Raw genomic sequence first — 13542 nt, 5'->3', positions numbered from 1 at the left:
CCGTTACCGGTCAGCCTGCGCAGGCAAGTTGCAATGAACATGGGCCGCAGAGGCGGTCGGGCGGTGCGGCACGTGTCGCGCCAATGGCGGAGCTTTGTCAGCTGACGGTCCGCCCAGTGCTAGGGAAACGACAATGCTTATCTCACAGGTCAAGAACGAAGACGGCACGATTTCCGTCGTGGTGCGCCAGCAGCAGGGCGAAAACGGTCGCGTCGTCAAAGGCGCGCCCAGTGTCCACGCGCTGGCTCTCGAGGCGGCAGACAGTGGCCGCAGCCTTCAGGCGGTCGTCGATGCCTACGGGCTTGGCGAGACGATCGACCTGGACAAGGCCTATGCGGATGGCCGCATGCTGCCCCCGATAACGCATCCCGATCCGGCGCATCTCCACCTGACCGGTACCGGCCTTACCCATCTCGGTTCGGCTGCAACGCGCGATTCGATGCACAAGAAGACGAGTGAAGCGGCCGAAGAGACGCTCACGGATTCGATGAAGATGTTCAAGATGGGGCTCGAGGGCGGCAAGCCCAAGGCCGGCGAGAAGGGCGTGCAGCCCGAGTGGTTCTACAAGGGCAATGGCACCCAGGCCGTCGCCCCGGGCGCGCCGCTCACGTCTCCCTCCTTCGCGCTCGACGGCGGCGAGGAGCCCGAGATGGCGGGGATCTACGTGATCTCGAGCGACGGTACGCCTTTCCGGCTCGGCTTTGCTGTCGCCAACGAGTTCTCCGATCACGTGACGGAGCGGATCAACTACCTCTACCTCGCGCATTCCAAGCTGCGCCAGGCGAGCTACGGTCCCGAAATCCGCGTTGGAGTGGCTCCGGAAGACATTCGCGGCTTTTCGCGCATCGTTCGCGGCGGCAAGGTTCTCTGGGAGAAGCCGTTCGTCTCCGGCGAGGCGAACATGTCCCACACCTTCGCGAACCTCGAGTACCACCACTTCAAGTACGGCCTGTTCCGCGTGCCGGGAGAAGTGCACGTGCACATGTTCGGCACGGCCACGCTTTCCTTCGGCGACGGTATCTCCACGCAGGAGGGCGATGTCTTCGAAATCGGCGCGGAAGGGTTCGGCCTGCCGCTGCGCAACCCCTTGGCTGTGGCCAAGGAAGAGCAGATCGAAGTCCGCCAGCTGTGATTGAACGGGCAGCGCCGACCGCGCATCGCCCGAGGGATACGACAAGGAGGCTTCGGCCATGACGATCCACCAGAACCTCATCGCCGGCGAATGGGTTGGCTCAGATGTGGTGAAGAACATCAACCCGTCGAACACCAACGATGTGGTCGGCGAGTATGCCAGCGCCTCCGCCGAAGACACCAAGGCAGCCATCGCCGCCGCGAAGGCGGCATTCCCGGCGTGGTCGCGCTCGGGGCTCCTCGAGCGCCATGCGGTTCTCAAGAAGACCTCCGACGAGATCATGGCGCGCAAGGACGAGCTCGGCCGGCTGCTGTCGCGGGAAGAGGGCAAGACGCTTCCCGAAGGCATCGGCGAGACCATCCGCGCCGCGCAGATCTTCGATTTCTTCGCGGGCGAAGCCTTGCGGCTTGCCGGAGAGGTCATTCCGTCCGTCCGTCCGGGCATCGGCGTCGAGATCACTCGCGAGGCCGTGGGCGTCGTAGGCATCATCACGCCGTGGAACTTCCCGATCGCCATCCCCGCCTGGAAGATCGCGCCGGCGCTCTGCTATGGCAACACCGTCGTCTTCAAGCCGGCGGAACTTGTGCCTGCGTGCTCTTGGGCCATCGTCGACATCCTGCATCGCGCAGGCCTGCCGAAGGGTGTCCTCAACCTCGTCATGGGCAAGGGCTCCGTCGTCGGCCAGACCATGCTCGACAGCCCCGATGTGCATGCCATCACCTTCACGGGTTCGACCGGAACCGGAAAGCGCGTGGCGGCGGCTTCCATCGAGCACAATCGCAAGTTCCAGCTGGAGATGGGCGGCAAGAATCCGTTCGTCGTGCTTGACGATGCCGACCTCAACGTGGCCGTCGAGGCTGCCGTCAATTCGGCCTTCTTCGCCACCGGCCAGCGCTGCACGGCATCGTCGCGTGTCATCGTCACGGAAGGCATCCACGACAAGTTCGTCGCTGCCGTGACCGAGCGTTTGAAGACCGTGATGGTAGACGACGCGCTGAAGGCCGGCACGCATATCGGCCCGGTGGTCGACGAAAAGCAGCTGAAGACCGATACCGACTATATCGAGATAGGCAAGCAGGAGGGCGCCAAGCTCGCCTTTGGCGGCGATCTCTTGAAGCGGGAGACGCCCGGCTTCTACCTGCAGCCGGCGCTGTTTACGGAAGCGACCAACCAGATGCGGATCTCGCGCGAGGAGATCTTCGGGCCGGTCGCATCGGTGATCAGGGTCAAGGACTACGAGGAAGCGCTTTCTGTCGCCAATGACACGCCGTTCGGCCTTTCCTCGGGAATCGCGACCACCAGCCTGAAATACGCCACGCACTTCAAGCGCAATGCGGAGGCCGGCATGGTCATGGTGAACCTGCCGACCGCGGGCGTGGATTTCCACGTGCCGTTCGGCGGGCGCAAAGGATCCTCCTATGGATCGCGCGAGCAGGGCCGCTACGCGGCCGAATTCTACACAACCGTCAAGACCGCCTACACGCTGGCATGACTACAGGGCCCTGGCAGTGGAGCCGGGGCATCTTCTTCAAGGACGTTAGGAAATGAAAAAGAAAGCAGAATGGCCGCGCAGGCTGAGGTCGCAGGAATGGTACGGCGGCACGAGCCGCGACGTGATCTATCACCGTGGCTGGATGAAGAACCAGGGATATCCGCACGACCTTTTCGACGGACGCCCGGTTATCGGCATTCTCAACACCTGGTCGGATATGACGCCGTGCAATGGCCACCTGCGCGAGCTTGCCGAAAAGGTGAAGGCTGGCATCTGGGAAGCCGGCGGCTTTCCGATGGAAGTGCCGGTGTTCTCGGCCTCCGAAAACACCTTCCGCCCGACCGCGATGATGTACCGCAACCTCGCCGCGCTCTCGATTGAGGAAACCATCCGTGGCCAGCCGATGGACGGCTGCGTGCTGATGGTCGGCTGCGACAAGACCACGCCATCGCTGCTGATGGCAGCTGCCTCAGTCGACCTGCCTTCGATCGTCGTCACCGGTGGTCCGATGCTGAACGGCTATTTCCGTGGCGAGCGAGTCGGTTCCGGCACGCATCTGTGGAAGTTCTCCGAAATGGTGAAGGCCGGCGAGATGACGCAGGCCGAGTTCCTCGAGGCGGAAGCCTCGATGAGCCGTTCGTCGGGCACCTGCAACACCATGGGCACCGCCTCGACCATGGCTTCCATGGCGGAAGCCCTCGGCATGGCGCTGTCAGGCAATGCAGCGATCCCGGGTGTCGATTCCCGCCGCAAGGTCATGGCCCAGCTCACCGGCCGGCGGATCGTGCAGATGGTCAAGGACGACCTGAAGCCCTCCGATATTATGACCAAGGACGCCTTCGAGAACGCCATCCGCACCAACGCGGCGATTGGCGGTTCGACCAATGCCGTCATACACCTGCTCGCGATTGCCGGCCGCGTCGGCATCGATCTTACACTGGATGACTGGGATCGCTGCGGCCGCGACATCCCAACCATCGTCAACCTGATGCCGTCGGGCAAGTACCTGATGGAAGAGTTCTTCTATGCCGGCGGCCTGCCGGTGGTGTTGAAGCGCCTCGGCGAAGCGGGTCTTCTGCACAAGGACGCGCTGACGGTCTCGGGCGAAACCATGTGGGATGAGGTCAAGGACGTCGTCAACTGGAACGAGGACGTCATCCTGCCGGCCGAAAAGGCATTGACGCAATCGGGCGGCATCGTCGTTCTGCGCGGCAACCTCGCGCCGAAGGGCGCAGTCCTTAAGCCGTCGGCTGCGTCTCCGCATCTGCTGACGCACCGTGGTCGCGCGGTCGTGTTCGAGGATATCGACGACTACAAGGCCAAGATCAACGACGACAACCTCGACATCGACGAGACCTGCGTCATGGTCATGAAGAACTGTGGTCCGAAGGGCTATCCGGGCATGGCCGAGGTGGGCAACATGGGTCTTCCCCCGAAGGTGCTCAAGAAGGGCATCACCGACATGGTGCGCATCTCCGATGCCCGCATGTCCGGTACCGCCTACGGCACCGTCGTGCTCCACACCTCGCCGGAAGCGGCGGTTGGCGGACCGCTCGCAGTGGTTAAGAACGGTGATATGATCGAGCTGGACGTGCCCAACCGTCGTCTGCACCTCGACATTTCCGAGGAGGAATTGGCGCGGCGTCTGGCCGAATGGAAGCCGAACCATGAGCTGCCGGAGTCCGGCTATGCCTGGCTGCACCAGCAGCATGTCCAAGGGGCTGATACGGGCGCCGACCTCGACTTCCTCAAGGGATGTCGCGGCAACGCGGTTGGCAAGGACAGCCACTAAAGCAACGCGGCTTTGAGACCGGAATTGCGCCAAGACTGAAAGTCGGAGCATTTTCGTGGTCTGGCGAAAAGCGGACAAGCTCTAGCCGGGCAGCATTCAAAACCGCAAATCAATGAAAAGGCAGGGTGAAGACCCTGCCTTTTCTCATTTCTTCGGTACCTGTCCGGATTTCTTTCTCGGCCTTGGCGGCGATGCGACCGCGTGGGATCCGGAGAGGCGTTGGATCTCCTGGAGACGGCAGCATGTGCACTGCCGCCGCATGTGGTAAAGGCGGAATCTGTCCGTACGGACCCGGGCTCTATGTCGTTGCCGCTGATGCGTCACGCTGGAGCGGACGATTACTGGCTTTGGCTCTGGCTTTGCCCGGACGGTTCGACCTTGATGCTCACCTTCATCGTTTCCGTCGTCGACCCGTTTACCAGGCCCGAGACCGGCGCGGCATCACGGTAGTCGAGGCCCGTTGCCAGCCGCACGTAGTTCTCATTGGGGCAGATGTCGTTTGCGGGATCGAAGCCGACCCAGCCGAGCGAGGGTATATGGACTTCGGCCCATGCGTGGCTGGCCGTCTGGTCGTCTGTGCCGGACATCCTGAGATAGCCCGAGACATAGCGTGCCGGCAGGCCCAGTACCCGTGCGGCAGCAATCATCACGTGCGCATGGTCCTGGCAGACGCCGCTCCTGGCGAGGAGTGCCTGTTCCGCTGTGGTATGGGTTCCCGTTTCGCCCGGCCTGTACTCGATCGTCTCGTGGATTGCGGCCATCAGCGCGTGCATGCGCGCCAGTTCGTTGTCGCCAACCATGGACTTGGCGAGATTGCGCACGGGCTTGGCTGGCTTGGTCAGCGGCGTTTCGCGCAGATAGAGCCAGAGCGGAACGAACCCCTGGTGAGGACCGAAGACACCCGCACGGTCCTCAGTCTCGACCTCGCCTTCCGCCACGATGCGGATCGTGTGCTGTTCGGCATCGGTGCTGACGAGCTGGACCTGATTTCCGAAGTGATCGGCGTAGTCGGCCTCGACATGCACGCCGTGAACCGTGGTCTTCCATTCGACGACAGTCTGCCCAGGCTGGTTCTTCGGCGTCAGACGCAGGCGCTGAAGGGAATACTGGACCGGGCTGGCGTAGTGATATTCCGTCGTGTGGCTGATTTTCAGACGCATGGTCTGCTGTTCCTCATCGTTACATCCGCTACTGGTAGAAGCGGTACCCGTCCGAGATTTCCTGTCCCAGCCTGTTGTTGTGGATGATGAACTCCTCGATGAATTCATGCAGCCCCTGTTCCATGATTTCCTCTATCGCGCGGTTGCGCAGGAGCATCAACGTCGCGGAGGCGGTCTCATGGGCGGGATGGGTTTCGCCGTAGAGCCGCGCAAGATAGCCGAGATTGGCGACGATCTTGTCATAGCTGTAGGCCAGCGAACGGGGCATCCGCCCGTTGAGGATCAGGAAGTCCGCGATGTTGGCGGGTTTGTATTCGCCGTCATAGACCCAGCCGTAGGACCGGTGCGCCGACACGGAGCGCAGGATCGATTCCCACTGCATGTTGTCGAGGGACGATCCGACCTGCGAGATCGCCGGCAGGAGCACGTAGTACTTCACGTCCAGGATCCGCGCGGTGTTGTCAGCACGTTCGATGAAGGTGCCGATGCGCGAGAAATTGTAGATGTCGTCGCGGAGCATCGTGCCGTGGAAGGCGCCACGTATCAGCCCCGCCCGGTGCTTGATCCTGTCGATGATCTCGGGCATGTCGGCGGGGCGGGCCCGTTTCGACAACATCTGCTTGAGTTCGATCCAGCACTCGTTGGTGGCCTCCCAGGTCTCCCGGGTGAGCGCAGTTCGCACCATGCGCGCATTGTTGCGGGCGGCTTCCACGCAGGACATCACGCTCGAGGGGTTCGCACGATCGCGCAGCAGATAGTCGATCGCATCCGCGCTCGTCAGCGTGTTGTGGACCTGGTCATAGTCTTCGCGCACGCCCGCGCTTTGCAGAACGCCGTCCCAGTCGTCCTCCGTCGCGCCGCTGCGCGTCAGTGACATGCGAAGGCCCGCGTCGATCAGGCGCGCGGTATTCTCGCCGCGCTCGATGTACCGGAACATCCAGTAGAGCCCGTTTGCAGTTCTACCCAGCATCGCGCTTCAGTCCTCCAGTACCCAGGTGTCCTTGGTGCCGCCGCCCTGGCTGGAATTCACCACCAGGGACCCGGCCTTCAGGGCAACGCGGGTCAGCCCGCCCGGAATGATCTGCACCTTGTCGGAGACCAGCACGTAAGGGCGCAGGTCCACGTGTCTCGGGGCTATCCCCTTGTTGACGAGGATGGGCACGGTGGAAAGCGAGAGCGTTGGCTGGGCGATATAGTTGGCCGGCCGGCTCTTCAGTTTTTCCGCGAACGCGATCCGCTCCTTCTTCGTAGCGGTCGGACCGACGAGCATTCCGTAGCCGCCGGAGCCGTGGACTTCCTTGACTACCAGCTCGTGCAGATGCTCGAGCACATACTTCAGGCTGTCCGGTTCCGAGCATCGCCAGGTGGGAACGTTTTCCAGGAGCGGCTTGCGGCCGGTATAGAACTCGACGATCTCCGGCATGTAGGAATAGATGGCCTTGTCGTCGGAAATTCCGGTGCCGGGGGCATTGGCGATCGTGATGTTTCCGGCGCGATAGACGTCCATGATACCGGGAACGCCGAGCGCCGAATCCGGACGGAAGGTGAGGGGGTCGAGAAAGTCGTCGTCGACGCGGCGGTAGAGAACGTCGATGGCCTCGTAACCGCGCGTCGTGCGCATCTTGACCTTGCCGTCAATCACCCGCAGATCGGATCCCTCGACCAGCTCGACGCCCATCATGTCGGCGAGGAATGCGTGCTCGTAGAAGGCCGAATTGAAGATGCCCGGCGTGAGGACGGCGACGCGCGGCCGGCCCGAACAGCCAGGCGGTGCAAGCGAAGCAAGGCTCTGGCGCAGCAGGTTCGGGTAGTTTTCGACGGGGCGCACCTTGTTGCGCTGGAACAGTTCCGGAAACATCTGCATCATCGTCTCGCGGTTTTCCAGCATGTAGCTGACCCCGGACGGCGTGCGGGCATTGTCTTCCAGCACGTAGAACTGATCCTCGCCGGTGCGCACAATGTCAGTGCCGACGATGTGCGTGTAAACCCCGCCCGGCGGCTTGAAACCGATCATCTGCGGCAGGAAAGCCTCGTTACGCTCGATCAGTTCGCGGGGGATCCTGCCCGCCTTGATGATCTCCTGCTTGTGATAGATGTCATCGAGAAACGAGTTGAGCGCGATCACGCGCTGCTCGATGCCCTGGGCCAGCTTTCGCCATTCGCGGCCGGATATGATGCGGGGTATGATGTCGAAGGGAATGAGCTTTTCCGACGAATCCGCATGCCCGTAGACAGCAAAGGTGATGCCCGTCTTGCGGAAGAGATTTTCTGCATCCCTGGATTTTGCGATCAGGCGGGCCCGGTCCTGGTTGGAATACCAATCGTGATAGTTTTCATAGGGTTGGCGCGGGTCTTCGCCCGTATTCATCATTTCGTCAAATGCCAACGGCTTATTCCCCATTTTTATGCCATTTGAGTACAATGCCTTGGGCAATGCAAGAACCATGCTCAATTTACGAGGAAGAAATATTGCACTGCATTCCAACGGTTTTGCCGATACTCGGGAGCGGCAAGCATCGGCGAAACCGCCGCGCTTGCCGGCCGGAAAGCGGTTCCAGCCCGGGCGTCGAAGGATGAAATTGATCAAGGAATAGGCAATCGCCGCATTCTCGTGCGGTATTTCGCGTCCCCTTGAACAATAGCATCAGGATTTTTGCTTTGACGATCCAGGTGGCCGGGCTTAACGCTTCAGGCCCACCGTTTGATCCAGCTTCCCGCCACCGGAGTTTGCATGAGTCTCTATCGCATGGCTCCGGCCGTCTTCGTTCTCCTGTGGTCTACCGGGTGGGTCGCGGCGAAGTTCGGGGGGATCGTATCGGAGCCGCTTACCTTCCTGACGCTGCGCTACGCGCTCGCAGCCATCTGTTTCCTGCTCCTCTGTCTCTACTCCAATGTCGAATGGCCCACGGATCGCAAGACCGTGCTGCATGCGGTCGTGTCCGGGATGTTCCTGCACGGCTTTTACCTCGGCGCGGTCTGGTGGGCGATCGGAGAGGGCGTACCTGCCGCGCTGTCGAGCATCATCGCGGCGCTGCAGCCCCTGATGACGGCGCTCGCTGCTCCCTTCTTCATCGGGGAGCGGTTGAGTGCGATGCAGAAGACCGGCCTTTGCCTCGGCTTTCTCGGCGTGGCGATCGCAATCCTGCCGAAATTGATGGGCGTCGGCGCCGCGGCGATTCCGACTGCAGCCCTCATCATCAACATCCTCGGGATGGTGTCGGTCACCTACGGTACGATTTACCAGAAGCAGCACCTGCACACGGGCGATATCCGGGCGATCGCAACGCTGCAATATCTCGGTGCGCTTCTCGTCACGCTGCCGCTTGCGGCAATGCTGGAGACCATGCGCGTCGAAATTTCGCTCGGCTTCGTGGCCCTGATGGTTTGGTCGGTACTCGGAATTTCGATGAGCGCAATCCTGCTGCTGCTCTATCTGCTCAGGCGCGGGCAGGTGGCGCGTGCCGCGTCCCTGATCTACCTCGTGCCGCCGCTCGCCGCGCTTCAGGCCGCGGTCGTTTTCGGGGAGCAACTGACCCCGACGATGATCGTTGGGACAGCCATCGTCGCTGCCGGCGTCTATCTCGCCAATCGGCGCGATACGCAGTCCGTCCCGGCCGAGTAGCGGCGAGATCCGGCAGACATGAAAACGGCGGACCGAAGCCCGCCGTTTCCGAATTCTCTCTCGTCAAGGTCCAAGGCGTACCGCAATCCTTCGGATTTGCCATTCACGCTCTGGCTCATTGCCTTGCCAGCATGCTATCTCCCGGAACCGCCAAGCTTTTCCGGGGAGCATGTTTCAGGCCTGTTCGCGACGCTGCCCGTTCGGCTTGCGCGTCTGGCCGCGGTTGCCGCCCTTGTTCTGCGGACGGCCGCCGGCATGGTTGCGATTGCGCGGATCGCCCTGCTTCTGGGCAGGGCGGCCGGGTGCGTGCCTGTTGCCGTTGCCGGTCCCTTCGTGGGCTCCGGCTTCGGCACGGCGTTCCTGGCGCTGCGGGCGGTCACTGAAGCCGCGATCGACGATCTGCCCCTCGCCGCCGTGTTCCGACTGCCGCTGGCCATGCAGGCCGCGTGCACCCTGGCCCTGCGGCCGGGGCTGGCGGTGCTGGCCGCCGTTGCGTCCGCCGCCATTGCCGCCGCGACCCTTGCGGGACTTGCCGCCGGGACCCGGGACGGAGACCGGAGGCTCGCCGCTCGCCACTGCGATGTTGATGCCCATCAGCTTCTCGATGTCGCGCAGCAGGCGAATGTCGTCAGGCGCGCAGAAGGCGATCGCAATGCCATCGCGTCCGTTGCGGGCGGTGCGGCCGATGCGGTGGACGTAGGCGTCCGGTACCTCGGGGAGGTCGTAGTTGTAGACGTGGGTGACGCCCGGAATGTCGATGCCGCGGGCCGCAACGTCGGTTGCGACGAGAACGCGGATTTCGCCATCACGGAATGCCTTGAGGGCGCGCTCGCGCTGGCCCTGGCTCTTGTTGCCGTGGATCGAGGCGGCCTTGAAGCCGATGTGATCCAGATGCTTCATCAGCTTTTCGGCGCCATGCTTCGTGCGCGAAAAGATGAGCGACAGACCATCCGGATTGTCGTTCAGGGACTGCTTGAGGATCTGGGTCTTCTGGTCCTTTCCGGGCACGAAGTGGACATACTGCTCGACCTTGTCGGCAGCCTTGCCGGGAGGCGTAACCTCGACCTTCATGGGGTTGGTGAGGTATTCACCGGCAAGTTCGGCGATCAGCTTCGGCATGGTGGCGGAGAACAGCAGGGTCTGGCGGTTCTTCGGCACGAGCTTCGAAATCTTGCGGAGGTCATGGATGAAGCCGAGGTCCAGCATCTGGTCGGCTTCGTCGAGCACGAGATAGCGGGCTTGCGTCAGCGTCACCGATTTCCGGGAGACAAGGTCGAGCAGGCGGCCGGGGGTGGCAACGAGGATGTCGGTGCCGCGCTCCAGCATCTGCGACTGCTTGTTGATGGAGGCACCGCCGACGACGGTGACGACGCGCAGCGGCGTCTTCTTGACGAAGTCGCGCAGGTTGTCGGCGATCTGGTTCACCAGTTCGCGGGTCGGGGCGAGTACCAGGGCGCGGATGTTGCGCGGGTCAGGGCGCCGGGTGTCGGCGAGCAGCCGCTCGATCATCGGAAGGCCGAAGGCGGCCGTCTTGCCGGTACCCGTCTGGGCGAGGCCGATCAGATCGTTGCCTGCCAGGACCAGCGGAATGGCCTTTTCCTGGATCGGCGTCGGCTTGTCGAAGCCGAGCGCTGCAAGCGCTGCAAGAATATTCTTCGACAGGCCGAGGTCGTGAAAAGTGGTCAAGTCAATATGCCTTTCGGGGCGCCAAACACGTTACCCGCAACGGCACCATGCCGTTCCGGTTTCGTTTGGCGTCAAGAACCCCGCGTGATTTGGGAACTTGTAGGTTGATAGAGGCGTCTGGCGCAGTCATCCGCGATCGTGCGGAACTATTTACTTGCGCTCAGCCTTCTTCCGCGATCCAATTGGGACTGTCGCAGGGCTCGCTCACGCGGCGGCCGGAAGGTGACGCAGGCCCCATGTCGTGTTTTTGTACCTGAAAGTCAAGCAATAGTTTCGCAGCGCAGCATGAACCTCCGTGTTCCGATCGAGGTAGGAACCAATGCGGGGGCCTTGCGTTGGGCCCGGGCGGGTCGTCGCACTGACCTCGCAAGAAAAGGCCGCGGCAACGGGTGTCGCGGCAAGGATCCGCCAAGGAGCGCAATACGATGACAAACACTTGGATCCTCGCCGCCGACGGTAACCAGGCACGCCTGCTCAAGGGAGTGAATTTTCTGAAGAACGGGCAGAAGAGCCCGGAGCAGGAGATCTTCCGCAGCGAGCCGAAACGGGCGAAGGACATCATGTCGGACAAGCCGGGGCGCAGCTATTCATCGCATGGGCCTGGGGGCTCGGCGATGGAGTACAGCAGCGACCCGGTGCGCGACGAGCAGCAGCGTTTTACGGCGGAAGTGGCGGGCCGCCTGGAGGACTATGCGCATGAGGGGGCGTTCGACCGCCTGATCGTCTGCGCCGCGCCGCAGACGCTCGGCGATCTGCGCGCCATGCTCGGAAGCAAATCGCGAGAGAAGACAACCGCGGAGATCGACAAGGACTTCACCAACCTCCCGACAGACAAACTGGTTTCCTCGGTACGGTCGATCATGTTCGAGTAGCCGTCGCCCGCTCGTCAGCCCACTGAGGTGAGAGGGCGAAGAACGGACGGAACCATGGAGAAGTCGCCTTCGGCATTCGCTGAAGCGGCGACTACTGCTATTCATTTCTCCAGCGTGGACGAAGGCAGTCCGAACGCGCCGACGTCTTGAAGTGTCGCCCCCGGGGCGAGGGGCGGCACTTTTCCGGATGTGTGTCTCAAAAGTCTGCCGTGACGCCGCCTTCTTCCTTTCGTCTGGCGACGAAGGCCTCCAGTTCTTCCTTGATCGCCAGTTCGAGATGCGGTTGCTCATAGCTGCGCAGCTTTTCCTTGTAGACCCGGTTGGCGTGATCGTGGGTCGTCGGGCTGCCTGCTTCGGTCCAGCTTTCGAAGCTCCGCCAGTCGGAGAGCATGGGCGCGTGGAAAGCGGTCTGTTGCCTTGCGAGCGTATGCGGCATTCCGAAGAAGTGCCCTCCGGGCCCGACTTCGCGCATGACGTCGAGTCCCAGCGTATCCGTGCCGACCTCAAGGGGTCTCAGGAATTCCGCGACCATCTGCAACATCTCGACGTCGAGGATGAACTTCTCGAAGGAGGCGGTGAGGCCGCCTTCGCTCCATCCGGCCGCGTGCATGACGAAGTTGCCCCCGCCCTGGACGAGCGCCCACAACGAGAACCCCGCCTCGTACGCCGCCTGGGCGTCGAGGGTGTTCGACGCGCTGGAGTTCGACGTGCGGTACGGAATGCCGTACTTGCGGGCAAGCTGCCCACCCGCGATCACGGACTTCATGTATTCCGGAGTGCCATAGGCCGGGGCACCGGTCTTCATATCGATGTTCGTCGTGAAGCCGCCATACATCACCGGAGAACCGCGGCGCACCATCTGCGTAAACGCAATACCGGCGAGCGCCTCGGCGTTCTGCTGGGCAAGCGCCCCCGCGATCGTCACCGGCGCGGTTGCGCCCGCCAGCGTGAAGGGCGTGACGACGACGACCTGGTTTCGAGAGGACATCTCGATGATCCCCTCCAGCATCGGCCCGTCAATCCTCAGCGGCGACGACGTGTTGACGATCGTGAAGAGCGACGGTTCCGTCTCCATCTGTTCCATCGAGACGCCGCGGGCTATGCGCGCCATCTCGATGCCGTCGAGGTTATGCTGCCGTCCGAGCGACGGCACCTGGAAGACCTTGTCGGTCAGCCTCACGAGGTCGGACAGGCAGTCGAGGTGGCGCGTCGAAGCATCGAGGTCCACCGGTTCGACCGGATAGCCGCCGGTGGTGTGGATGACGTCGTAGCATTGCGCGAGCTTGACGAGCTTGCGGAAATCCCGCTGGTTTCCCGCCCGGCGTCCGTTGTCGCGATCGGACGCGAAGGGGCGGACCCCACCTGGGCGAAGACCAGGCTGTTGCCGCCGATGTCGACATTGCGCACGGGGTTGCGGGCATGCATCGTGAAGCGGGCTGGTACGCTGGCGAGCATCTCCAGGATCAGACCCCTGTCGAACCGGACCCGGTCGGTGCCAGGGGTCACCTCTGCCCCTGCCGCCTTCATGCGTTCGCGGGCCTCGGGAAGGATGATGTCCATACCGATTTCTTCAAGGATGGTCAGCGACGCCTGGTGCACCGCTTCCAGGGCGTCGTCGGACAAGAGAGGCCATCTCGCACTCTCATTGACGAGATTGAGGTAGCGCGACGCCACCGGCGTTTTACGCTCCGTCGTCGCGGCCCGTCCGCGGCCTGACACAGCTTTCGCCGGAGGAGGTTCGGCTCGGCGTTCAAGTTTGACAATGTCGCCCATGATCCTGTCCGAA

Annotated in this window: 9 protein-coding genes and 1 pseudogene; 5 read left to right on the top strand and 5 right to left on the bottom strand. The window is 62.6% G+C overall.

Going from position 1 to position 13542, the window contains the following annotated elements:
- Positions 1-133: 133 nt before the first annotated feature.
- The 3 genes from araD1 to araD are packed head-to-tail and all read left to right on the top strand — an operon-like array spanning position 134 to position 4416.
- Positions 134-1132, top strand: coding sequence for an AraD1 family protein (gene araD1, locus F3Y30_RS18995; RefSeq protein ID WP_203424234.1), 999 nt, complete (start codon positions 134-136; stop codon positions 1130-1132).
- Positions 1133-1190: 58 nt separating this feature from the next.
- Entirely contained in the window at positions 1191-2624 is a 1434-nt protein-coding gene (locus F3Y30_RS18990) for an aldehyde dehydrogenase family protein (protein WP_203424233.1), read from the top strand.
- 52 nt (positions 2625-2676) lie between these two features.
- Positions 2677-4416, top strand: coding sequence for an L-arabinonate dehydratase (gene araD / locus F3Y30_RS18985; protein WP_203424232.1), 1740 nt, complete (start codon positions 2677-2679; stop codon positions 4414-4416).
- Positions 4417-4754: 338 nt separating this feature from the next.
- On the opposite strand, the gene F3Y30_RS18980 is transcribed toward araD, so the two are convergent.
- From F3Y30_RS18980 to F3Y30_RS18970, 3 genes are read right to left on the bottom strand one after another with little or no spacing between them, the layout of a single operon-like run.
- Positions 4755-5576, bottom strand: a complete 822-nt coding sequence (locus F3Y30_RS18980; protein WP_203424231.1) for a transglutaminase family protein — start codon at positions 5574-5576, stop codon at positions 4755-4757.
- A gap of 28 nt (positions 5577-5604) precedes the next feature.
- Positions 5605-6546, bottom strand: a complete 942-nt coding sequence (locus F3Y30_RS18975) for an alpha-E domain-containing protein (protein ID WP_203424230.1) — start codon at positions 6544-6546, stop codon at positions 5605-5607.
- 6 nt (positions 6547-6552) lie between these two features.
- Entirely contained in the window at positions 6553-7977 is a 1425-nt protein-coding gene (locus F3Y30_RS18970; RefSeq protein WP_203424229.1) for a circularly permuted type 2 ATP-grasp protein, read from the bottom strand.
- Positions 7978-8307: 330 nt separating this feature from the next.
- Between F3Y30_RS18970 and F3Y30_RS18965 the strand changes: the two genes are divergently transcribed.
- On the top strand, positions 8308-9198 hold the full coding sequence (locus F3Y30_RS18965; RefSeq protein ID WP_203424228.1) for a DMT family transporter: 891 nt from the start codon (positions 8308-8310) through the stop codon (positions 9196-9198).
- A gap of 174 nt (positions 9199-9372) precedes the next feature.
- Here F3Y30_RS18965 and F3Y30_RS18960 read toward each other — a convergent pair whose 3' ends face one another.
- Positions 9373-10884 carry a DEAD/DEAH box helicase gene (locus F3Y30_RS18960; RefSeq protein WP_203424227.1) on the bottom strand — a complete coding sequence of 504 codons (1512 nt, stop codon included), beginning with the start codon at positions 10882-10884 and terminating at the stop codon, positions 9373-9375.
- 425 nt (positions 10885-11309) lie between these two features.
- On the opposite strand from F3Y30_RS18960, the gene F3Y30_RS18955 reads away from it, so the two are divergent.
- On the top strand, positions 11310-11756 hold the full coding sequence (locus F3Y30_RS18955; RefSeq protein WP_203424226.1) for a host attachment protein: 447 nt from the start codon (positions 11310-11312) through the stop codon (positions 11754-11756).
- 196 nt (positions 11757-11952) lie between these two features.
- Here the strand turns inward: F3Y30_RS18955 and F3Y30_RS18950 are convergent.
- A pseudogene (locus tag F3Y30_RS18950) lies at positions 11953-13529 on the bottom strand (trimethylamine methyltransferase family protein).
- Positions 13530-13542 lie beyond the last annotated feature (13 nt).

This window comes from Sinorhizobium sp. BG8 (genome assembly GCF_016864555.1).
Taxonomy (GTDB): Bacteria; Pseudomonadota; Alphaproteobacteria; order Rhizobiales; family Rhizobiaceae; genus BG8.
This window is presented reverse-complemented; position numbering and strand designations above follow the sequence as displayed.